Source organism: Chryseotalea sp. (assembly GCF_057350905.1).
The window spans coordinates 19,526-41,633 of the sequence record NZ_JBMRCF010000012.1; the positions used below are offsets into that span (position 1 = coordinate 19,526).

The 22,108-nt window shown below is 42.7% G+C and carries 19 protein-coding genes; 13 read left to right on the top strand and 6 right to left on the bottom strand.

All coding sequences use genetic code 11. The annotated features are described in order from the left end of the window. Positions 1 to 5 precede the first annotated feature (5 nt). Positions 6 to 1,736: a M3 family oligoendopeptidase gene (locus tag ACO1XM_RS15470; protein ID WP_486230591.1), complete on the top strand. Its 1,731-nt coding sequence runs from the start codon at positions 6 to 8 to the stop codon at positions 1,734 to 1,736. A 192-nt stretch (positions 1,737 to 1,928) separates the two neighbouring features. On the opposite strand, the gene ACO1XM_RS15475 is transcribed toward ACO1XM_RS15470, so the two are convergent. The 4 genes from ACO1XM_RS15475 to ACO1XM_RS15490 all read right to left on the bottom strand — a co-directional run bounded on the left by ACO1XM_RS15475 (position 1,929) and on the right by ACO1XM_RS15490 (position 5,236). Further along, positions 1,929 to 2,369 (bottom strand): MarR family transcriptional regulator, encoded by a 441-nt coding sequence (locus tag ACO1XM_RS15475; RefSeq protein WP_486230593.1) that lies wholly within the window; start codon positions 2,367 to 2,369, stop codon positions 1,929 to 1,931. A 64-nt stretch (positions 2,370 to 2,433) separates the two neighbouring features. Further along, entirely contained in the window at positions 2,434 to 3,009 is a 576-nt protein-coding gene (locus ACO1XM_RS15480) for a YceI family protein (protein WP_486230595.1), read from the bottom strand. 143 nt (positions 3,010 to 3,152) lie between these two features. Next, positions 3,153 to 3,851 carry a tRNA1(Val) (adenine(37)-N6)-methyltransferase gene (locus ACO1XM_RS15485; RefSeq protein WP_486230596.1) on the bottom strand — a complete coding sequence of 233 codons (699 nt, stop codon included), beginning with the start codon at positions 3,849 to 3,851 and terminating at the stop codon, positions 3,153 to 3,155. Then, positions 3,851 to 5,236 carry a serine hydrolase domain-containing protein gene (locus tag ACO1XM_RS15490; RefSeq protein WP_486230597.1) on the bottom strand — a complete coding sequence of 462 codons (1,386 nt, stop codon included), beginning with the start codon at positions 5,234 to 5,236 and terminating at the stop codon, positions 3,851 to 3,853. The genes ACO1XM_RS15485 and ACO1XM_RS15490 overlap by 1 nt, the downstream gene beginning before the upstream one ends. 35 nt (positions 5,237 to 5,271) lie before the next feature. On the opposite strand from ACO1XM_RS15490, the gene ACO1XM_RS15495 reads away from it, so the two are divergent. Both ACO1XM_RS15495 and ACO1XM_RS15500 read left to right on the top strand, forming a co-directional pair. Continuing rightward, positions 5,272 to 6,066, top strand: a complete 795-nt coding sequence (locus ACO1XM_RS15495) for a M23 family metallopeptidase (protein WP_486230599.1) — start codon at positions 5,272 to 5,274, stop codon at positions 6,064 to 6,066. Continuing rightward, the gene (locus ACO1XM_RS15500; protein WP_486230601.1) at positions 6,026 to 6,835 is read left to right on the top strand and encodes a TIGR02757 family protein; all 810 of its coding nucleotides are present in this window, start codon (positions 6,026 to 6,028) and stop codon (positions 6,833 to 6,835) included. Before ACO1XM_RS15495 ends, ACO1XM_RS15500 begins: the two co-directional genes overlap by 41 nt. Before the next feature lie 112 nt (positions 6,836 to 6,947). On the opposite strand, the gene ACO1XM_RS15505 is transcribed toward ACO1XM_RS15500, so the two are convergent. Next, positions 6,948 to 7,967 carry a cyanophycinase gene (locus tag ACO1XM_RS15505; protein WP_486230603.1) on the bottom strand — a complete coding sequence of 340 codons (1,020 nt, stop codon included), beginning with the start codon at positions 7,965 to 7,967 and terminating at the stop codon, positions 6,948 to 6,950. Beyond that, entirely contained in the window at positions 7,964 to 8,533 is a 570-nt protein-coding gene (locus ACO1XM_RS15510) for a hypothetical protein (RefSeq protein WP_486230605.1), read from the bottom strand. The genes ACO1XM_RS15505 and ACO1XM_RS15510 overlap by 4 nt, the downstream gene beginning before the upstream one ends. 136 nt (positions 8,534 to 8,669) lie before the next feature. Between ACO1XM_RS15510 and ACO1XM_RS15515 the strand changes: the two genes are divergently transcribed. The 10 genes from ACO1XM_RS15515 to cyoE all read left to right on the top strand — a co-directional run bounded on the left by ACO1XM_RS15515 (position 8,670) and on the right by cyoE (position 22,104). Further along, the gene (locus ACO1XM_RS15515) at positions 8,670 to 9,971 is read left to right on the top strand and encodes a cytochrome c3 family protein (RefSeq protein WP_486230607.1); all 1,302 of its coding nucleotides are present in this window, start codon (positions 8,670 to 8,672) and stop codon (positions 9,969 to 9,971) included. Between the two features lie 40 nt (positions 9,972 to 10,011). Then, positions 10,012 to 13,110, top strand: coding sequence for a TAT-variant-translocated molybdopterin oxidoreductase (locus ACO1XM_RS15520; RefSeq protein ID WP_486230609.1), 3,099 nt, complete (start codon positions 10,012 to 10,014; stop codon positions 13,108 to 13,110). 37 nt (positions 13,111 to 13,147) lie between these two features. After that, positions 13,148 to 14,554, top strand: coding sequence for an NrfD/PsrC family molybdoenzyme membrane anchor subunit (gene nrfD, locus ACO1XM_RS15525; RefSeq protein WP_486230611.1), 1,407 nt, complete (start codon positions 13,148 to 13,150; stop codon positions 14,552 to 14,554). Positions 14,555 to 14,563: 9 nt separating this feature from the next. Next, on the top strand, positions 14,564 to 15,094 hold the full coding sequence (locus tag ACO1XM_RS15530; RefSeq protein ID WP_486230613.1) for a DUF3341 domain-containing protein: 531 nt from the start codon (positions 14,564 to 14,566) through the stop codon (positions 15,092 to 15,094). 16 nt (positions 15,095 to 15,110) lie between these two features. After that, positions 15,111 to 15,746, top strand: coding sequence for a c-type cytochrome (locus tag ACO1XM_RS15535; protein ID WP_486230615.1), 636 nt, complete (start codon positions 15,111 to 15,113; stop codon positions 15,744 to 15,746). Positions 15,747 to 15,776: 30 nt separating this feature from the next. After that, positions 15,777 to 17,129, top strand: coding sequence for a quinol:cytochrome C oxidoreductase (locus ACO1XM_RS15540; protein ID WP_486230617.1), 1,353 nt, complete (start codon positions 15,777 to 15,779; stop codon positions 17,127 to 17,129). 12 nt (positions 17,130 to 17,141) lie between these two features. Then, the gene (locus tag ACO1XM_RS15545; RefSeq protein ID WP_486230619.1) at positions 17,142 to 18,233 is read left to right on the top strand and encodes a cytochrome c oxidase subunit II; all 1,092 of its coding nucleotides are present in this window, start codon (positions 17,142 to 17,144) and stop codon (positions 18,231 to 18,233) included. Between the two features lie 14 nt (positions 18,234 to 18,247). Further along, positions 18,248 to 20,131, top strand: a complete 1,884-nt coding sequence (locus ACO1XM_RS15550; RefSeq protein ID WP_486230621.1) for a cytochrome c oxidase subunit I — start codon at positions 18,248 to 18,250, stop codon at positions 20,129 to 20,131. 64 nt (positions 20,132 to 20,195) lie between these two features. Further along, positions 20,196 to 21,236 (top strand): COX15/CtaA family protein, encoded by a 1,041-nt coding sequence (locus tag ACO1XM_RS15555; protein ID WP_486230623.1) that lies wholly within the window; start codon positions 20,196 to 20,198, stop codon positions 21,234 to 21,236. Beyond that, a complete protein-coding gene (gene cyoE, locus ACO1XM_RS15560; protein ID WP_486230625.1) occupies positions 21,214 to 22,104 on the top strand; it encodes a heme o synthase in 891 nt (296 codons plus the stop codon). Before ACO1XM_RS15555 ends, cyoE begins: the two co-directional genes overlap by 23 nt. Positions 22,105 to 22,108: the final 4 nt, after the last annotated feature.

Sequence of the window (22,108 nt, forward strand, 5' to 3'; positions counted from 1 at the left end):
GAAAAATGGCTGAAGTTGTAGAAGTATTGAAACGCCCTGCGCGTACGTTCTTACCAGAAGATTTTACCCTAACCACCTGGGAAAACCTGAAACCCTATTTTGATACTTTATTAAACCGCGAATTGAAATCAGTGCAGGATTTGCGCACCTGGTTTCATCACCGAAGTGAACTGGAGTCGGTAATTAGCGAGGATATGGCGTGGCGCTATATCAACATGACTTGCTACACCGATAATGAAGCGTACAGTCAGGCCTATCAGGATTTCATTGTCAATATTCAGCCACAAATTGCACCTATCGCAGATCAGCTGAATAAAAAAGCTGCAGCATCGCCTTATCTGAAAGAGATAGAACGAGAAATTGGTTACGACATCATGGTGCGCAACCTGAAGAAAGAAATTGAATTGTTCCGTGATGAAAATGTGCCACTGTTCACAGAAATCAATACAGAAACACAAAAATACGCGCAGATCTCTGGAGCCATGGCAGTGGAGGTGGATGGAAAAGAACTGACCCTGCAACAGGCAGCCGTTATCTTAATGTCAACCGACAGAAAGAAACGTGAAGAAGTGTATCATAAAATTGCACAACGCAGATTACAAGACAAGCAAATACTAGACGAACTCTTTACTAAACTAATCGGCCTACGTCATGAAGTAGCAGGCAATGCTGGTTTTAAAAATTTCCGCGATTATATGTTTAAAGCCTTGGGACGCTTTGATTACACACCCCAAGATTGTTTTAATTTTCACACCTCTATTCAGGCACAGGTTGTACCTATGTTAAATGAGCTGGCCAAAGACAGAAAAGAAAAATTAAAAGTAGATGCTTTGCGTCCCTGGGATAAAGCGGTTGACCCTGAAGGACTTGATGCCTTGAAAGTCTTTGAAAACGGCAAAGACCTGACAGATAAGACCATTGAAGTATTTAAAAGACTTGATCCCTTTTTAGGTCAGTGTCTTGCTATCATGAAAGCGATGGGGCACCTCGATTTAGAATCCAGAAAGGGTAAAGCACCTGGTGGTTATAACTATCCTTTGGCTGAAGTGGGTGTTCCTTTCATTTTTATGAACGCAACGTCAACCCTACGCGACATGGTAACCATCATGCACGAAGGTGGACATGCCATTCATAATTTCCTGACGCGCGATTTGGAGTTGAATGATTTTAAATCAACACCTTCTGAAGTAGCAGAGCTGGCTTCTATGTCGATGGAATTAATATCCATGGACCATTGGGATGTTTTCTTTAAGGATGAAGCATCTTTAAAACGAGCCAAGCGCGAACACCTGGAAGATATTATCGAGACTTTGCCTTGGGTAGCCACCATCGATAAATTTCAGCATTGGATTTACGAAAATCCGAATCATACTACTGAACAACGCAAGGCGCACTGGACAGCGATTGCAGATGCCTTTGCGGATACACATACCGATTGGCATGGTTTAGAAGAAAACAAGCATTACCTCTGGCAGAAGCAATTGCATTTATATGAAGTGCCTTTCTACTACATTGAATATGGAATGGCACAATTAGGTGCTATTGCTGTCTGGCGTAATTATAAAGCCGATAAAAAGAAGGGATTGGAAGGTTATCAAAATGCCTTGAAGCTAGGATATACAAGGTCAATACCCGAAGTGTACAAAGCAGCTAACATCCGTTTCGATTTCAGCAAAGCCTACATTCAGGAATTGATGGACTTTGTAAAAGTAGAACTGGATAAAATTGCATCGTAATATACCAGTTGAAGGCTACTGGCAACCAGCTGCTAAGTGTTGTACGCTAATAGAGCTTAAGTCGGTGCTTATTTTTGAATGAGAAACATAGACACAAGTTTCTTATAAAAAGTACATCAGATTCTCCATTTTCATTGGTGTAGAACCAGCAGTCAGAAACTAGAAGCTAGTCGCTCGCAGCTAGCAGCTTCTTTACCCTCTGCACTTATCCAGTAAATCACTTAGGTGCGTTGCTTCGTTTTCGTTTAGGGCGATCACATTGTCATCAACGGTGAAGCCGATTTTTTCGAGCAGCGCTAAACCGTCTTTAGTGATGGTTACATCGGCTGCACGTCTGTCGTTAGGGCAGGTACTTTTATTAATAAGATTTTTTTGAGCCAGACGATCTAACAAGCGAGATACATCTGAATTGCGGTCAAGCATGCGCGATTTAATTTCAGTGGCTGAAATGCTGTTGGGATACTGACCTTTTAAAATTCTCAGGATGTTAAATTGTGTGGCAGTAATGCCGTGCGGTTTGAAGAAATCCTGTTGCTTGTTTTGCAACCAGTTAGCCGTATAAATCAAATTCAAGAGCGCCTTCTGTAAAGGTGTCTTAAACTTGCTTTGCTTTATTTCTTCTTCAATTTTCATGCTTTAGTAAAATAGGCAAAGCGGAACATCGGCTTGTGCCATTCCGCTTTGCCGTAAAGCTCAATTAAGCTTTTTTATCTAATTCAATTTTGCAGCTGATCTGCACATCATCACCTACTACCATTTCGCCACCCGCTAAAGTGCTGCTCCAGCTTACACCAAAATCTTTACGGTTGATAACACCGGTTAATTTGAAACCAGCTTTCATACCACGACCTGTGTTGATAGAACCACCATAAACTACATCAAACTCAGCCTTTTTGGTTACACCTTTCATAGTGAAATCACCTTTCAGCTTGTACTTGTTGCCTTCTTTTACCAAAATACCTTTGAAAGATACTTCAGGGAATTTTTCAGCATCAAAGAAGTCAGGAGACTTCAAGTGACCATCACGCTTTTCGTTTTCAGTGTTGATAGAAGCTACTTTAGCAGTGAAGCTAACTTCGGCACCATTGAAATCGTCAGCCTTGCTAACTACAGTGGCATCAAAATCTTTGAAGGTACCTTCAGTTTCTGCTACTACCATGTGTGTAGCGCTAAAACCGATCTTTGAGTGTGACTTGTCGATGTTCCAGGTGCTTTGCGCTGAAACGGTTGCGGCTACAAATAGAGCGGCAACTACTGCGTAAATCTTTTTCATAATTTCTGTGTGTTTTGTTGGTGCAAGTATAACGTATGTTTAAACATATATGTTCTAACATATAATTATTTTTGTATAAAACACTGATAATCAGCAGATATTTATTTCTCCAGGTTCGAAATTTTAACCGATAAAGCTTATAATCACAGCTTTAAATAGAACTCGCGGGTTAGTTTTTGGTAATCCAGCGACCACTCATCATCCTGCTCGTAAAGAAGTATTTCGCCTTCTTCTGGCTTTTCTTCTTCTTGAGAAAATTCAAGCAACCACCGCTCTATAGGCTTTTCTTTTCTCGCTCTGAAGCCCCATTGCCTGCTGATGTACAAACTGAAAGTCCTGGCCAAGGCAATAAACTGCAAGCCCTCTGTGTAGGGTAAGATTACGCTCAACTTGCCGGTATCGGTTAACAAGCGTTTGCTGTACTCCAGCAGTTCACTATAAGATAAGGTTTCTGTATGCCTGGGCGCAACACGGCTGGCTACTGGGGGTTTAAAACTATTATTAAAATAAGGGGGATTGCTCACAACGTGATCGTAACGTTGCTCCGTTTCAAAATCCTGCAAGCGTGTATGGTGTACGTGTATTTTAGTTGGCCACGGATTGTGTTTTACATTCTGAGTTGCCTGACTATAATCCGGATGCGAAAACTCCAAAGCATCGATGTGAGCGTCAGCTGCACTTCGTTGCGCAAGCATCAGGGCAATCAGTCCGGAGCCTGTGCCGATGTCGAGTAATTGTTTAGCATCAGATATTTTTGCCCAGGCACCCAACAAAGTTCCATCGGTACCCACTTTATGCGCGCAGCGATTGTCTTCAATATTGAATTGTTTGAACCGAAACATTACTCATTCGGCAGAGAAGCGATGATTTCATTTACCATGCCTACCATATCAAAGCCATGATGGGAAATACCTAAACGTACAATCACCAGATCTTCTGAAGGAATCACCATCACATATTGCTCCTCAAAACCGTCAGCCCAATAAGTATCAGCCGGTAGCTCCGGGTATTTTCTGTTTTGTGGATTGCCTTTGGCTCCGGCATTCAACCACCATTGCGCACCATATTCCCCCAGGGGTGGCGTTGTAGCGGGTGTTGTGGTATACTTCACCCAACCTTCCGGTAAAATACGTTCGTCATTCCATACGCCATCATTATAATAGAGTAGACCGAAGCGTGCCCAGTCACGTGCGGTGGCAAAACTGTAAGACGAGCCTACGAAAGTACCCGATGCATCAGGTTCTATTACGGTGTTTAACATACCGATTTTGTAGAAGAGTCGTTCATATGGAAAACGATGATAAAGTGAATCCGTCAACTGTTGGCGTATCATGCGCGACATAATGTTGGTAGACGCACTGGAATATTGAAAGTGTGTATTCGGCTGTTGAACAAGCGGGCGACTGGCGGCATAGCCACCTTTATCATCGCTGTAGATAAACATCTGATGAAAATCCTGGAAAGGATTGAAGTAAGTTTCCGACCACTGCAAACCGCTGCTGGCTTGTAAAAGATTATTAAGTGTGATAACGGTACGTTCATCGTTCTTCCATTCCGGAACTGGCGCTGGATCTTCGATACGAAGCTTACCATCTTTTACTAGCAGACCAATTAGAGCATTGGTAATACTTTTGGTCATAGACCAACCCATCAATTTGCTTTGGGGCGTAATGTAATCTGCGTATTGTTCAGCAATGAGTTGTCCTTTATATAAGACAACTACCGCCAATGTATTTTTAGGTTTAGCCGGATCGGTTTCAGTCAGCGCAACTTGTAACGCTTTGTCTATGCGCGCCTGGTCAATACGCACATCAATTGAATCAGGTAAGCGATCGCCCATGGGCCAGGCCAGTGTATCGTGTGCGTAAGCTGGTGTTTGCGGCAGGCTAAATTGCTGCGCTCTTACTTGTTCTTCGCTGCGCTCTGCTAATAAGGTACAACCCAAGCCTTTTCGGTATATCGCTTTTGCTTTAGCCAATAGTACTGTGGCTGTAACTGAAGAATCGCTTGTGTTTACTTCAAGTCCGGCACTGGACAGGGTAGGAAAAACGGTGAGTTCTTTTTCCCGAACGCTTTCAACAGTTCTGCCTGAAACATACACACAGGAGCAAGCAGTTTTAGCAGCCATACCCGCCATGATAGGGGTGAAGCTGTAGATTACAACCAGCACAAGGAGTAGTAAAATACCAATCAGGGAAAGTAAAGTAACCTTAATGAACTTTTTCATATTATTTTCGTCTTACTAAGCTAAGGGAAATTTATATGAAGTATCTTATTTTTTTGATTGTACTCCTGCCCATCAGCTTAACTGCACAAGATGTTGAAGTTTTTTCTGAGAAAACAGATACAACCATAAATTTTTATGCACGCAGCCTTCACTATTGCCATTACACGGTCGAAATAAAATTCGATGTATTTGAAAACATGGAAAGCTCCATGCCTTTACCAGCCAGACTTATAATAGAACCCCTGGCCAATAAACAGTTTCTGCTTTCTGTTAAACAAAAACAAAAAGGTAAATCCTGGAGTTATAAATTTCAGTATCGCTTCGACCAGGGTAATTTATTGAACACGAAGCACGATGACAACTATCCGTACTTATTGCCATACACTTCTTCACGTCCGCACAAATTGATGCAAGGCTACTTTGGTAAGTTTTCACACATGGATACACATGCGCTTGATTTTGAAATGCCCGAAGGCACGCAGATAGTTGCTGCCAGGGAGGGCGTTGTGATTAAAACCAAACAGGATTCTAATAGGGGAGGTGCTTCACGCGATTTTATTGATCTGGGAAACTTTGTATTGATCTACCATAGTGATGGTACTTTCGGTAATTATTTTCATTTGAAACAAAACGGTGTACGCGTAAAAGTAGGGCAACAGGTAAAAAAGGGAGACCTGATCGGTTTAAGTGGTAATACCGGCTGGAGCAGTGCTCCCCATTTACATTTTGAAGTACTTTTGCCAGGCAATGGCGCTAAACAAACAGTGCCTACTAAATTTTTATTAGCCGATGGCAAAGTCGAAGCACTCAAGGAAGGCAGTTCGTATTAGTGACCTCAAGTCTTTCTTAGATGAAAAGGTTGATCAGTTTAATCAACCGGGCTTTATTGAAAATGATCCTATCAGTATACCCCATCGTTTTAGAAAGAAACAAGATATAGAGATTGCGGGCTTCTTTGCGGCTATGCTGGCCTGGGGGCAACGCATTACAGTGTTAAATAAGTGTACAGATCTGTTAAACAGGATGGATAATGCACCGCATGATTTCATGCTGAATCATACAGAACAGGATTTAAAGACTTTCACCACTTTCAAGCACAGAACTTTTAATGCAACGGATACCCTTTATTTTTTAGCCTTCCTTTCGCATCATTATAAAAAGCATCCATCGCTTGAAACACTTTTTGCGGTAGATAAAAAAGAAGAAACTATAGAGAAAGGACTTATCAATTTCCACCATACGTTTTTCAGCTTGCCCGATGCACCACACCGCACGAAGAAGCACGTACCAACACCTGAACGTAAATCCACTTGTAAACGCCTGAGTATGTATTTGCGCTGGATGGTGCGTAACGATGAGCAAGGTGTAGACTTCGGTATTTGGAAAAAGATACAGCCGGCACAACTTATTTGCCCTTGCGATTTACATGTTGAGCGTGTAGCCCGTCAGTTGAAGTTGATCAAGCGTAAACCAACCGATTGGCAAACAGCCTTAGAGCTTACAGCCAACCTGCGTAAACTCGATCCGCTGGATCCTGTTAAATATGACTTCGCCCTGTTTGGTTTAGGCATTGAAGAAGGCTGGTCTAAACTGAAGTGATGAAAAACTATCTCAAAAATAAGAGGAATCGATATTGCGAGCCTCGTGGATAGGGTTTGTGTTGAGGAAGCAATCCAGATGCCTGCTTTAAATAATCAAAGATAGATTGCTTCTAGTTGTTCTTTCTTTTTAAAACACCTCCATCCACAGACCAGTACTGATCCGCAGAGCTGGGCCATGCCGATAAGTTAAAGGCAGGATTGCCCGCTATGTTTCCCGCTACAATTTTTACAGAAAGTGCCTCCTGATTGTGATTCCATTGTAGGGGCTGTGCGTTTTCACATTTTTCAGGAGGCAGACCCCGGCTTTGTATGAAATAAGCATTACCTAATCCATAAACTACGGCATCCCCTTCTTCATTTATGCAAACAGCCGTTTTCTCATCAACACCAATACCCTTAGCGTTGCTTAGCCCAAAATCTTTGAGCAGCCTTGCCAAAAAAACCACATGTCTGCCTTCTCTGCCTCGCTGTGAATAGTGCTGGTCGGCCATTACATTATTGAGATAGGGGAGTTCGATAAAACTTTTGGAAAGGCTCACGGTAGTATGATAAGGATTTAACAAAACTTCCTCGGAAAGTGCGGAACCCTCCTTAGCATCAAATACATACTCACTTAAAACGGCACAGCCTGCACTGGTGCCACCAATCGGTATTTTCTTTTCCTCAACCAGGTATTGAATGGCTGCAGACACCTCGGTATCAGCCCAGAATTTCACATAATTACTTTGGTCACCTCCAGCAATAAACAAGGCTTCGGCTTCGCGAAGGCGTTTACCCACAGCGGGGTCGTTGGCTTTCTCGCGACTGTCCAGCAGGAATGTCTCCACAGAGTTTATGCCACCTAAATTGTAGATATAATCATTATAACCCGTTGAACCAGAAGAACGGATGATTACAAAATCGCCACCACCGCTCTTGGTAATCATCCATCGGATCGCTTCTTCAACGTCTGTGCTGCCGCCCATTAAAACAATACCGGAAGAACTTTGCGTTGTAACGTCTGCAGCCGATCCGGTCAACCCAAGGCTATGGGCAGTAAGATTTTTTTGAGGATTTACAGATTCGTCCTGAGATTGGCAGGCAGAACAGATCATCAAAACGCTGAAGGTGAGGGTTATACTTTTGTTCATCGTAGAATCAGTTCATCGGGATTTAAAATAAAACTCAGGCCCAGCAAAATCAGCATGAGTAGGGCCAGGGCTCCATGCGCTTTTTCAGGAATTTGTTTTAAGCCTAGTAAGGTAAGAAAGACAAAGGCTACAAAAAATTGTCCGAGCTGCTCCTCAATGGCGTAGTCCAGAATAAAATGATTTTGTAAGATGCTGATTACCACAAGTAAAAGCGCAGCACCAAAATATTTTCTATAGTGGTTAAGGTAGTGGTGCTTTAAATCAAGCCCTGCCTTTGACCATTTTTGCGGGAAGAGTAAATGAGCAAGTACAAACAACACAATAGGGTAGGTGATGATGAACAAAAAGAGCGGTAAAGTCCAGGTCATTTCTGCCCGTAGGCTGTACGTTATCCACCATTCTTGAATATGTAACACAAAGACAATCAGTATCCAAACACCATACGGCCAGTAGTGACTGATCATTTGCCACCGCTTGATGATGTCCGCAAGGCCTGTTAGAATAACTGTGATGCCTAAACCAAGGATGATCGAAATCAATACACTGACGTACTCAAAAGGGCTCATAAGAATTAATTTATAAAGATTCTAAATTACAATTCAGGCATTTCAACACACCAATGTAAGCGTACCTTCGCTGCCGAAAAAAACGTGAAGAATGTTTTTGGAAAGAGTTCCTAAAACGTCAAATAAATTTGAAAAAATGACTTCTGATAGTAGATTTGTGGCTTCTGCTTTAAAACCGGACACTAAACCAGACATGACAAAGCATACTCAACTTGCGACACTTAAGTTTACCTTCCTGTCGCTCCTATTAACGGTTCTTTGTTCCATTTCTTTCGCGCAAGATATCCCTGCTGATCCCGCTGCGATCAGTGCAGGTGAATCGCTATTTAACGCGAACTGTAAAACCTGTCATAGGGTTCACTCAAAGCTGGTAGGTCCTGCTTTGGCTGATGTGTACAACCGTGCCCCATCTATCGATTGGATTAAATCGTTTATTAAAAATTCTGCAGGCGTTATCGCTTCTGGCGATGAGTACGCAGTAAAACTGTATAACGAATACAACAAGACACAGATGACTGCCTTCTCCGGGTTCAAGGATGAGCAGATCATGCAGATTTTGGCCTACGTACAAGCTGAGACAATAAAGGGCCCTCCCGCTCCTGATGTACCTGTAACTACTGCTGGTGGAGGAGATGCAGGTTCAGGTATTCCATCTTCCTACCTTAATGCCATCGTTGCGGGGCTTGTGTTAATTCTTGTTCTACTGGTTGTTATCCTTGGCTTCCTGGTTTCTGCTTTAAAGCGTTTCCTCGATCAGAAAGATTTGAGCGCAGAAGACAAAGAATTGGTTCACTCACCCATTACAACAAACAGCATTTTAAAAAGCTCCGGGTTCACTTTCATTGTCATATTCTTTGTAGCGGCACTTGGATTTAAAGCCTTAATTAATGGCTTGTTCTCTGTAGGCGTTCAGCAAGGCTATGCACCGAAACAACCGATTGCTTTCTCTCACCAGATTCACGCAGGTCAATACGAAATTCAGTGTCAGTATTGCCATACAGGTGTAACCAAAGGAAAGAGTGCAACCATTCCTTCCGTGAATGTTTGTATGAACTGCCACAACCAGATTAAAGAAGGAGCGCTTTACGGAACTGCTGAACTCAGCAAAATCCAGGCTGCTTATGATAATAATACCCCTATACAGTGGGTTAGAATTCACAACCTGCCTGACCTGGCTTATTTCAACCACGCACAACACGTTAATGTAGGTGGTATTGAATGTCAGACTTGCCACGGTCCAATACAAGAAATGGAAGTTGTTCGTCAGCACTCATTATTAACCATGGGCTGGTGTATCGACTGTCACAGAAAAACAGATGTAAACTCTAAGGGCAACGCTTATTACGATAAACTGGTAGAACTTCACAACAAGTCGAGCAAGAGCGCGATGAAGGTGGAAGACATTGGTGGTTTGGAATGTGCTAAGTGTCACTATTAATAGCTGAAAATCAACTTACTACGATCGCGATAATAAACGTATGAAGGAAAATACGAAGGTATACTGGAAAGGATTGGAGCAGTTAACAAACTCTCCTGATTTCGTACAAAATGCGCACAAGGAATTTGCCGAAGCGCCTCCGGAAGAAAACTTAGATCATTCTCGCAGGGACTTCCTGAAGATGATGGGTTTTGGTGTGTCAGCAGTGGCTTTGGCTGCCTGCGAAGCACCTATCCGCAAAGCTATCCCCTATGTTAATAAACCTGTTGATTTAGATCCAAGCGTGGCTAACTACTATGCTTCTACTTATATTAACGGTGGCGACTACTGTTCTATTGTGGTGAAAACACGAGAAGGTCGTCCTATTAAAGTAGATGGTAATGCTTTATCAAGTGTAACCAAGGGTGGAACAAGTGCTCAAGTGGAGGCATCTGTGCTTTCTCTATACGATAACGATCGTTTGCGCGCACCTAAAGCTGCTGGTAAAAACACAACATGGGAAGATCTTGACAAAGCCATTGTAGCTAAGTTGACTGAAATCAACGCAGCGGGTGGTCAGATCAGAATTGTAAGCAATACTGTGTTAAGCCCAAGCACAAAAGCGGCTATCGATAAGTTCAAAGCGAAGTATCCTACAACACAACATATTCAATACGATCAAAACTCTCATTTCGGTATTGCGAAAGCGAACGAAGAATCATTTGGCACTGCCATGATTCCTTCTTACGACTTCAGCAAGGCAAAAGTGATTGTGAGCGTAGCGGCTGATTTCCTGAATGCATGGGGATCTCCAATTGAAAACACCAAGCAGTATGCACTAACCCGCGATGCCGGTGAAGGTAAGAACGACATCTCTCGTCACTACCAGTTCGAATCTAATCTTTCTGTGACGGGTGCAAACGCAGATTACCGCTCACAAATCAAACCTTCTGAAGAAGGCGCTGTAGTAGTTGCTTTATATAATGAGATTGCAAGTCTTGCAGGTCGCGCAACAGTAAGTGGTGGTGTTGAGAAAAATTATTTGAAAAAAGCTGCACAGGAACTTTGGGCTAACAGAGGCAAAGCCTTGGTAGTAGCAGGTTCTAATGATAAAGCTATTCAGGTTTTAGTAAACGGAATCAACGATATGTTAGGAAGCTATGGTGTTACCATCCTTCCTCATCTGCCTGTTTATTTCCGTCAGGGTGATGATACTGCCATGGCCAACTTCGTTAGCGAAGTGGAAGGTGGCAAAGTAGCCGGTGTTATTTTCTTTAACTGTAACCCGGTGTACGATCATCCAATGGGTGATAAGATCGGTGCCGCTTTAAAGAATGTTAGCTTAAGCTTATCAACTTCTTACAAAGAAGATGAGACAGCTTCTATGACAGCTTTCTTGGCCCCAGATCATCATTACCTGGAAGCATGGAACGATGCTGAACCAAAGAAAAATCACTTCAGCTTAGCACAACCTGCTATTACACCAATCTTCAAAACACGTGCAGCTCAGGAGAGCTTCATGGTGTGGGCTGGCGAAAGCAATGTTGACTATTTTGAATTCGTAAAAAATAACTGGAAGAACCGTTTCTTCAAGGGCGGTAATTTCCAAAGCTTCTGGGATAAGTGCTTGTACGATGGTGTACTTGAAATGCCGGTTGAAGCAGCTTCAGTATCATTTGCAGGCAACGTGTCTGCAGCAGCAAGCGCGATTGCAGCCAACTATAAATCAGGTGCAGCTTTCGAATTGGCTATCTATGAAAATGGAACAGTCGGCAATGGTTCTCAGGCAAACAATCCTTTATTACAGGAATTACCTGAGCCTATCACCAAAGCAGTGTGGGATCATTATGTATTGATCTCTCAAAAAGATGCAGCGGCAGCAGGCATAACCAATCCTGAAAGCAAAACACGCTATGCCAACGTAACGGCTAATGGTAAAACTGTAAAATTACCGGTGTTGATTCAACCAGGTCTGGCACAAGGTGTATTAGCCGTAGCCATTGGTTATGGTCGTACCAAGGCTGGTAAAGTAGCTGATGGTATCGGAGAGAACGTATATCCTATGGTTAGCATGACCAACGGATCGTTGAACTTCAGTGCAGCTGAGGCTAAGTTTGAATTACTAAACGAAGATTACCAGATCGCGCAGACACAAACGCACCATACTTACATGGGTCGTCAGACTGTTATCCGCGAGTTTGTTTCAAATGATGTTAAGGAGAATCCTGAAATATTAACAAAGTCATTTGCACCTAAAGTAGCTACCTGGTTAGATGAAGATCATCAGGTGAAGCCGGGTGAACTTTCTATGTGGAAAGGTCACGATTACAAGAACCACCATTGGGGTATGGCCATTGACCTGAACACATGTACAGGTTGTGCTGCCTGCGTTGTGGCTTGTAACGTAGAAAATAACGTAGCCCTTGTTGGCCGCGAAGAAGTAATCAACCGCAGAGAAATGCATTGGTTACGTATCGACCGCTACTATAGCAGCGATGCAGAGGTAACAGACTGGAAAGGTTTGGAAGATGCTTCAGACAATCCTGAAGTGGTGTTCCAGCCGATGTTGTGTCAGCATTGTAACAACGCACCTTGCGAAACAGTATGCCCTGTTGCAGCTACTACACACAGCTCAGAAGGTTTGAACCAGATGACATATAACCGTTGTATCGGTACACGTTACTGCGCAAACAACTGTCCTTATAAAGTAAGACGTTTCAACTGGTTTAAGTACCATGATAACAAGCAGTTTGAGAAATCAAACGTTGCTCAAACTTCAGACATCGGTAAAATGGTGTTGAATCCTGATGTAACCGTTCGCTCACGTGGTGTGATGGAGAAATGTTCATTCTGTGTTCAGAAGATCCAGGCAGGTAAATTAACTGCGAAGAGAGAGAGACGTGAACTGCAGGATGGTGAAGTAACCACGGCATGTCAGACATCTTGCTCTACAGGCGCTATCACTTTCGGTGATATGAATAACCCTGAAAGCAAAATTTCTAAACTGTTGAAGTTACGTCCTGCAAATCCTGACAAGCCTTACGGCATTGATAAGATTGCAGATAACCCACGTGCCTATACAGTGCTGGAAGAAATTGGTGTGAAGCCAAACATCTTCTACCTGAGCAAGATCAGAAATAAAGATTCAGCGAAAGCTTAATAAACGATTAACACATAACGACTAACGATAACGAAATATGCAGGTAGTTTCAGGAGTACGCGACCCGCTGGTAACCGGTGGTAAAACCGTACACGATGTTTCTCACGATATATCCAGGCATGTAGAAAATCCTCCGGCTAAATCTTGGTATCTGGCCATGGCCATTTCCCTTGCGGTTTTTGGTTATGGATTTTACTGCGTATGCATGGTACTTTGGAACGGTATCGGTATGTGGGGTTTGAACAAAACTGTAGGTTGGGCCTGGGACATCACTAACTTCGTGTGGTGGGTTGGTATTGGTCACGCAGGTACATTGATCTCCGCTATTCTTTTATTGTTCCGCCAAAAGTGGAGAATGTCCATCAACCGCGCTGCAGAAGCGATGACAATCTTTGCCGTTATTTGCGCGGCTACTTTCCCGCTTATTCACATGGGCCGCCTTTGGTTAGGTTTCTATTGGGCACTTCCTCTGCCAAATACATTTGGTTCACTTTGGGTTAACTTTAACTCACCGCTCTTATGGGATGTATTCGCGATCTCAACATACTTCACTGTATCATTGGTATTCTGGTACATTGGTTTAATTCCTGACTTCGCAGTGATTCGTGACCGTGCGCAGGTAGCAGGTAACAAAGTACGTGCAGCGGTTTACAACGCCCTTAGCTTCGGCTGGGAAGGTGGTGCTAAAACGTGGATGCGCTACGAATCTGTTGCCTTGATCCTTGCTGGTTTGTCAACACCACTGGTATTGTCAGTACACACAATCGTATCATTCGACTTCGCGACTTCTATCATTCCTGGATGGCACACTACGATCTTCCCGCCTTACTTCGTTGCGGGTGCGATCTTCTCAGGTTTTGCCATGGTATTGACCCTGCTTTTAATTACGCGTAAAGTATTTAAGCTAGAAGATTACATTACCATTTACCACATTGAGTTGATGAACATCGTTATTATCGTAACGGGTTCTATTGTAGGCGTGGCCTACATCACTGAGTTATTTATCTCCTGGTATTCAGGTGTTGAATATGAAGGCTATGCTTTCTTCAACCGTGTGCAAGGTCCATATGCATGGGCTTACTGGTCAATGATGACTTGTAACGTAATATCTCCGCAGCTTTTCTGGTTCAGAAAAATCAGAACAAGTTTGGTAGCAACCTTTGTCTTATCAATTGTGGTGAACATCGGTATGTGGTTCGAGCGTTTCGTAATTATTGTTACCTCAATCCACAGAGATTACATTCCTTCAAGCTGGACAATGTTCCATCCTACGATGTATGATATCGGTGAATACCTTTTCACCTTCGGATTATTCTTTACAGCCTTCTTATTGTTTGCCAAGTTCTTCCCGGTAATCAACATGGCTGAAGTGAAAAGCATTGTGAAGCACAACTCAGAAAATGTTGGTGCCGATAAAAAAGTATCAGAAAAACAACACGCATAATCAGATAGCATGGACGCAAATAAGAATTTTGTTGTAGGCATTTTTGATGATGAGGATATCCTACTCGAAGGTGTAGAGAAGGTGAGAGGCAACGGAGTGAAAATTCACGAAGTATATTCTCCATTCCCTGTTCACGGTTTAGATGAAGTACTCGGTTATAAGAGAAGCCGTCTGCCCATGGCCGCTTTCATTTTTGGTATGATAGGCACCTCGCTCGCGCTAACAATGCAAATCTGGATGCTTGGTTACGACTGGCCTATGATTATTGGTGGTAAGAATTTCGCTTCTCTGCCGCCATTCATTCCCGTTACTTTCGAATTAACTGTACTGCTAGCCGCCTTGGGTATGGTAGCAACTTTTATGATCGTAAGCGACATGAAGCCATACAAGTGGCCGCGTCAGTTTGATCTGCGCAGCACTGACGACAAGCACGTGATGGCGATTGACCTTGCCTTGAATGCAGGTAAGAGTAAAGAAGACATTAAGCGTATTTTGAAAGAAGCAGGTGCTTCTGAAGCAAACGATAAGAATTTTGAATAACCGTTTAGATACTGATATGAACATTGTAAAAAGTGTAATCGTGTGTTTAGGTGCCTCAGTTGTATTGGCAGCGTGTAGCGCTGGCGGTAACAATCAGGGAGTTGAATATGCACCTAACATGTACCACTCAGTAGCCTACGAACCATACAGCCAGATCACAGATCCTGGTGCTGGTCGTTGGTTAACTTCTATAGAGTATGCTGACGGTCATGCCGAATTCTTTAATAGCAATACGCTTAACGTATCAGCTATGGGCGTTTTCATGAACATGAGAACACCTCCGGCCAACACAGTGCCAAGAAATAAAAATGGCTGGTTGCCTTACCGTATTCCTAAAGACAGCCTTGAGCTGGCAGCTAAAAGATTGAAAAATCCTTTAGACTCAACCGCGCAAGTGCTTGCACAAGGTAAAGTATTATACGAAACCTATTGCCAGCATTGCCACGGTGCCAAAGGTGCCGGTGATGGTAAAGTAGCAGATAAATATGCAGGTGTTGCCAACCTAAAAGGCGATGCTTACAAGAACATTACAGAGGGTCATATCTTCCACGTAATCACAAATGGCAAAGGCCTGATGTGGGCACATGGTTCTCAGATGAGTGCCGAAGAGCGCTGGATGATTGCCAAATATGTAAAAGTATTGCAAAAGTAATTTTTGAATAACCGATCAACTCAATAGACAATGGGTCATCACATAGCAGTAGAAGCCGAGCAGTACGTTTTTAAACCAGAAACGAAGCGCAAACTATTCATCCTGATAGGGGTGGGCTTAGTTTTGTTTGTGCTCGGTCTTATCATGGCCATGAACAGTGGTCACGCAGGCCACGGTGAAGGTCATGCCTCTTCCGAAATTTCAACCTCTTTAGTAGCCAGTGCAGAAGCAGCGGCTGAACCTGCCGCAGGCGAAGAACACCACGGTAGCCCTACCTGGTTAAAGCGTTTGTATACGTCTTTGTGGATGAACAACATCTACTTTGTAGGTTTGGGTATCATAGGTTTATTCTTTGTGTGTATTCAGTATGCTGCACAAGCAGGCTGGTCATCCGGTATGCAACGAGTGGCGATGGCCATGGGGCGCTGGATCCCTATCGCTGGTATTCTTACCCTCATTTTGTTCTTTTTGGTAAAAGGTGATCTTTTCCATTGGACACACCATGATGTGTACGAAGGTGAGGCCGCTGACAAGATCTTAACTAAAAAAGCACCTTACTTCTTCTGGCCTTTACACGCAGGAGCCTTCCCGCTTTTCTACATCGTCAGAATGGTATTGTTCTTTGGTATGTGGTACATGTTCTTCCTGGCCATCAAAAAGAGAATGGTAGCAGAGGATTTGAACGCAGATACGCAACACTGGTACAAATCAAGAAGCACTTCAGCATGGTTCCTTGTATTCTTCGCTGTAAGTTCATCAGTAGCTGCCTGGGATTGGGTAATGAGTATTGACGCACACTGGTTCAGTACCATGTTCGGTTGGTATGTATTTGCCAGCTGGTGGGTTACAGGTTTGGCATTTCTAGCCTTTACTGTAGCCAGTCTGAAAAACGCTGGTTACCTTAAAGTGGTTAATGCTAATCACTTACACGACTTAGGTAAATTCTGTTTTGCTTTCTCTATCTTCTGGACATACATCTGGTTCAGCCAGTTCATGTTGATTTATTATGCCAACATCCCTGAAGAAACAGTTTACTTCATTGAACGTATGCGCACCAGTCCTTATAGCTGGATATTTTATACCAACCTTCTCTTAAACTTTGTATTGCCATTCTTGTTATTAATGACAAGAGATGCAAAGAGACAAATCTCTATGTTAAGAGTGGTGACTCCCATTATCATGATTGGACACTGGTTTGATTTTTATAATATGATTACACCGGGTGTAATGAAATATGAAGGAGCCATCGGGTTCCTAGAAATAGGATTGTTCATGGTATTCTTAGGTGCTTTCTTGCTGGTTGTGTTGAATGGCTTAACCAAGCTTCCGCTGATCGGAAAGAATCACCCTATGTTACAGGAAAGTTTACATCACCATATTTAATAGTATACGTTTATGATGAGTTTGATAATTGGGATTGGGGTAGTACTGGTGCTAACCATCTTCTACCTGATTTTCAGGGTAAGCAGATTAGTTGGTATTGCGAAGGGTAAACAGCAAGATGAAGTAAGTAAGAACAATGGCGTGCACGGCAACCTATTCATGATTTTCATGATTGGTGGTCTAGCAGCATTTTTCTGGTATTCATGGGCTCATTTTGATGAGTACACCTTACCGGTAGCTTCTATACACGGTGCGGAAACAGACATGTTGTTCTGGGTTTCCATGGCAGTAGTTGTGGCGGCTTTCGTCATCATTACCATTATCATGTTTGTATTTACGTATCAGTATAAATATGACGAGAACAGAAAAGCAAAATTCTATCCTGATAACCATTACCTTGAATTAGCCTGGACAATCATTCCTGCCATAGTATTGGCCTTGTTGATCTTCACCGGTTTAAAATCATGGAACGAAATCACAGCACCTGCATCTGCAGAAGCGGAGGTAGTAGAATTAGTAGGCCAGCAATTTGCCTGGACTGCCCGCTACCCAGGTACTAAAGACAACCAGTTAGGTACAGTTAATTACAGACTCATTGATAACTTCGGAAATGAATTTGGTTTAGACCTGAATGATAAAAACTCTTTCGATGATTTTAAATCATTAGAGTTACACATTCCTGCAGGCAAAGAAATCTTATTAAAGATCAGAGCGAAGGATGTATTGCACAGCGTTTTCTTGCCACACTTCCGTGTGAAGATGGATGCAGTACCGGGTATGCCTACTCATTTTAAGTTTACGGCTACTAAAACAACTGCTCAGATGAGAGAAGAAACAGGTAATCCTAACTTCAACTACGAGATGGCATGTACTGAAATTTGCGGTCGCGGTCACTTCTCCATGAAGATGGCAGTGGTGGTTCATTCTCAGGAAGAATTTGAAACCTGGAAAAAATCTCAGGAAGCATGGTTGAAGCAAAATCCTTCATACCTAGATAAAGTACCTGCCGGTTTGCGTGAAGCAGCCATGATCAGTGCAGGTATTCCCGTGGAGTCATTAAGTACCTCTGCGCAAAGTGTTAATCAGGCAATCAGTGTGAATTAAGATAGATAAGGAACATGGCAACAACAGACATTCACGTACACAGTGCTGTTCACGGACATGATGATCATGGTCACGACCACGAGCACGAACACCATGAAGGTAATTTCTGGACAAAGTATATATTCAGCGAAGATCATAAAGTAATTGCTAAGCAGTTTTTGATCACTGGTATTTTCTGGGCCTTATTAGGCGGTACACTATCAGTAATCTTCCGTCTTCAGTTAGGCTTTCCTGACATGAACCTGGACTGGTTGAAACCAGTATTGGGTGGTTGGATTACACCAGAAGGTAAACTGGATCCTGAATTTTATTTAGCCCTGGTAACCATGCACGGTACCATCATGGTATTCTTCGTGTTAACTGCCGGCTTAAGCGGTACCTTCTCTAACTTCCTTATTCCATTGCAAATTGGTGCCCGCGACATGGCATCAGGTTTCATGAACATGCTTTCATACTGGTTCTTCTTTGTATCCAGCGTGATCATGTTTACATCGCTTTTCCTGCAAGACGGACCTGCCGGTGGTGGTTGGGTAATTTATCCTCCATTAAGCGCCTTGCCTCAAGCCATTAAAGGTTCTGGTATGGGTATGACTTTGTGGTTAGTATCCATGGCATTGTTTATTGTTAGTTCACTGTTAGGAGGTATCAACTACATCACTACAGTAATTAACATGCGTACAAAAGGTATGTCCTTTACGCGCATGCCATTAACAATCTGGGCATTCTTCTTTACTGCCATAATCGGTTTATTATCATTCCCTGTATTGTTCTCTGCTGCCTTGTTATTGATTTTTGACCGCAGCTTTGGAACAAGCTTCTTCTTATCCGACATCTATATTGCCGGTGAAGCATTGCCTAATGTGGGTGGTAGCCCTATTTTATTCCAGCACTTATTCTGGTTCTTAGGTCACCCTGAAGTATACATTGTATTGCTTCCTGCTTTGGGTCTGTCATCTGAAATTATTGCTACAAACGCCCGCAAACCGATCTTCGGTTACAAGGCCATGATTGGTTCGATGTTATTCATTGGTATTCTATCCTTTATCGTATGGGCTCACCACATGTTTGTAACGGGTATGAATCCTTTCTTAGGATCAATCTTTATGTTGTTGACTTTAATTATCGCAGTGCCTTCTGCAGTGAAGATCTTCAACTATGTAACTACGCTGTGGCAAGGTAATATCCGCTTTACACCAGCGATGTTATTCTCTATAGGTCTTGTTTCGTTCTTCTTAACAGGTGGTATTACAGGGGTATTCCTTGGTAACTCTGCTTTGGATATTCAATTACACGATACCTATTTCGTTGTGGCTCACTTCCACCTGGTAATGGGTAGTGCTTCCTTCTTTGGTATGATGGCCGGTGTTTACCACTGGTTCCCTAAAATGTTCGGTCGCATGATGGATGAACGTTTAGGTCATATCCATTTCTGGATCACTTTCGTAGGTGTATACCTGGTGTTCTTCCCTATGCATTACATTGGTATTGCAGGTTTCCCAAGACGCTATTACACATGGACAAACTTTGAAACTTTTAGTGGCTTCACAGATTTGAACATGCTGGTAAGTGTGGCAGCCGTGGCAACATTGGCAGCACAATTCATCTTCTTGTTTAACTTCTTCTACAGTATTTTCAGAGGTCGTGTGGCAAGTGCTAACCCTTGGAAATCGAATACATTAGAATGGACTACACCTGTAAACGTTGGGCATGGTAACTGGCCTGGTGCTATTCCTAATGTGTACCGTTGGCCTTACGATTACAGCAAGCCTGGTGCGAAGGAAGATTACATTCCACAACACATACCATTCTCTGAAACACCTGAGTCTAATTTACCTGGTGAAAACGATCAGATAAAACTTGAGTCTTCAGATGGTTCTATTACCCCTGATAAACATTAGTCTTTAATATGAAATCAAAATTCGAGGTTCAGCGTTAAACGTTGAACCTTGATTTTTTATAGCCATGAGGTTTTTTAGAAAACTTACCCTTCTTACACTGGTTGCCGTCTACCTTTTGATCATGGTAGGAGGGATCGTACGCAGCACAGGCTCAGGTATGGGCTGCCCCGATTGGCCCAAGTGTTTTGGTTCATGGGTACCACCCACAACTGTTGAGCAACTTCCAGCGAACTACAAAGAAGTTTACGCAGCCCATCGTGAAAAGAAAAATGTACGTTTTGCTAATTATTTAGAAAAGCTGGGCATGACACAAACAGCTGAAAAGATTCTGAATGATAAATCCATTTTATTAGAAGCTGATTTCAACGCTACTAAAACCTGGGTCGAGTATATAAACCGCATTATTGGAGTAATTATAGGGCTGTTAATCTTTGCTGTATTTATCGCTTCTATAAAATTCTGGAAGTGGGATAAAAAAATTACCCTGCTTGGCTTTGCAACCTTTTTTCTGGTTGGTTTCCAGGGCTGGATCGGTTCATTTGTGGTATCTACCAATTTAACACCCTGGACAGTAACGGTGCACATGTTGCTGGCGTTGGTTATTGTCGCCTTATTGGTTTACCTCTATTTTGAAAGTGATAAGGATAAGCAAATAAGAAATGTGCCTTATGGTTTGTCTTTATTGATCCTTTGCATCATTTTGTTGCTGGTACAAATTGTGTTGGGAACGCAGGTGCGCGAAGCCATTGATGTGGCAGCAGCAGCATTGCTACCCCGGTCTTCGTGGATAGAGGCTTCCTGGGCCTCTTTTGTGATACACCGTACTTTCTCCTGGCTCATTGTAGTGGCCCATGTAGTATTACTTTGGAAATTACTGAAAAGTGAGGGCTCAAAAATTTTACCATACTCATTGGCTGTGTTAATTTTGACCACGATTTTATCAGGTATCGGAATGGCCTATTTTGCGATTCCAGCCTTTTTACAACCTGTTCATTTAACCGTTGCATCGATTACAGTTGGTCTGCAATTTTTATTGGCACTACAACTGAACAGTGGAAGGAGTGAGATGTTAATTAACCAGCATGTTGACACAAGAAGTACATAGTTCATCATTGATAGGCATAAAGGCAAAAGCATACTTTGAGTTGCTTAAGTTCAGGCTGTCTGCACTGGTCGCATTCTCTTGTGCCTTTGGTTATGTGCTGGCTTCTCCGCAACTCAGCTGGATCAATTTAATGTGGGTATTCTTTGGTGGCTTTATGCTGTCGGGTGCTTCTGTCACCGTTAACCAGATCATAGAAAAAGACCTGGATAAGTTAATGACCAGAACGCAGAACAGACCCTTGCCAACGAATAGGCTATCGGTAAATGAAGCGCTTTACTTTTCAATTGTTTGTTTTATAGTGGGTGTTGTGGTGCTATACCTTACCACCAATTTGCTCACTACCTCTTTATCTATTCTATCCATGGTGTTATACAGTTTTGTGTATACGCCTTTAAAGCGAGTAGGCCCTATTGCAGTTTTTGTAGGAGCCATTCCGGGTGCACTGCCACCACTCCTAGGATGGACAGCCGCCACCGGTAGCATCTCGCATGAAGCTTTGATTATTTTCGGTATACAGTTTATCTGGCAGTTTCCACATTTCTGGGCTATCGCATGGGTAGCGGATGATGATTATAAAAAAGCCGGTTTTAAGCTTTTGCCTTCTGGCGGTCAGCGTGATTTTAACACAGCGATCCAGATTGTGATTTACACCTTGTTCCTGATTCCATTGGGTTTATTACCGGCCAAGTTTGGTATTACGGGTATTAACTCTGCAATTGTGGCAACGGTTTGTGGTGTACTGTTTTTAGCACAAACATTTTATTTATTGAAAGAGGGCGACAGAAATGCGGCCTTGCGCATCATGTTCGGCTCATTCTTGTATTTGCCTATTGTGCAGATTGCTTATTTGATGGATAAAATAAATTAATTCA

Coding starts and splice junctions, on each gene's coding strand:
- ACO1XM_RS15510 (WP_486230605.1), bottom strand. CDS start 8,533: ATGAGCCCTTTTGAGTACGTCAGTGTATTGATTTCGATCATCCTTGGT.
- ACO1XM_RS15480 (WP_486230595.1), bottom strand. CDS start 3,009: ATGAAAAAGATTTACGCAGTAGTTGCCGCTCTATTTGTAGCCGCAACC.
- ACO1XM_RS15470 (WP_486230591.1), top strand. CDS start 6: ATGGCTGAAGTTGTAGAAGTATTGAAACGCCCTGCGCGTACGTTCTTA.
- ACO1XM_RS15500 (WP_486230601.1), top strand. CDS start 6,026: ATGGCAAAGTCGAAGCACTCAAGGAAGGCAGTTCGTATTAGTGACCTC.
- ACO1XM_RS15550 (WP_486230621.1), top strand. CDS start 18,248: ATGGCAACAACAGACATTCACGTACACAGTGCTGTTCACGGACATGAT.
- ACO1XM_RS15515 (WP_486230607.1), top strand. CDS start 8,670: ATGACTTCTGATAGTAGATTTGTGGCTTCTGCTTTAAAACCGGACACT.
- ACO1XM_RS15485 (WP_486230596.1), bottom strand. CDS start 3,851: ATGTTTCGGTTCAAACAATTCAATATTGAAGACAATCGCTGCGCGCAT.
- ACO1XM_RS15535 (WP_486230615.1), top strand. CDS start 15,111: ATGAACATTGTAAAAAGTGTAATCGTGTGTTTAGGTGCCTCAGTTGTA.
- ACO1XM_RS15555 (WP_486230623.1), top strand. CDS start 20,196: ATGAGGTTTTTTAGAAAACTTACCCTTCTTACACTGGTTGCCGTCTAC.
- ACO1XM_RS15495 (WP_486230599.1), top strand. CDS start 5,272: ATGAAGTATCTTATTTTTTTGATTGTACTCCTGCCCATCAGCTTAACT.
- nrfD (WP_486230611.1), top strand. CDS start 13,148: ATGCAGGTAGTTTCAGGAGTACGCGACCCGCTGGTAACCGGTGGTAAA.
- ACO1XM_RS15545 (WP_486230619.1), top strand. CDS start 17,142: ATGATGAGTTTGATAATTGGGATTGGGGTAGTACTGGTGCTAACCATC.
- cyoE (WP_486230625.1), top strand. CDS start 21,214: ATGTTGACACAAGAAGTACATAGTTCATCATTGATAGGCATAAAGGCA.
- ACO1XM_RS15530 (WP_486230613.1), top strand. CDS start 14,564: ATGGACGCAAATAAGAATTTTGTTGTAGGCATTTTTGATGATGAGGAT.
- ACO1XM_RS15540 (WP_486230617.1), top strand. CDS start 15,777: ATGGGTCATCACATAGCAGTAGAAGCCGAGCAGTACGTTTTTAAACCA.
- ACO1XM_RS15505 (WP_486230603.1), bottom strand. CDS start 7,967: ATGAACAAAAGTATAACCCTCACCTTCAGCGTTTTGATGATCTGTTCT.
- ACO1XM_RS15475 (WP_486230593.1), bottom strand. CDS start 2,369: ATGAAAATTGAAGAAGAAATAAAGCAAAGCAAGTTTAAGACACCTTTA.
- ACO1XM_RS15520 (WP_486230609.1), top strand. CDS start 10,012: ATGAAGGAAAATACGAAGGTATACTGGAAAGGATTGGAGCAGTTAACA.
- ACO1XM_RS15490 (WP_486230597.1), bottom strand. CDS start 5,236: ATGAAAAAGTTCATTAAGGTTACTTTACTTTCCCTGATTGGTATTTTA.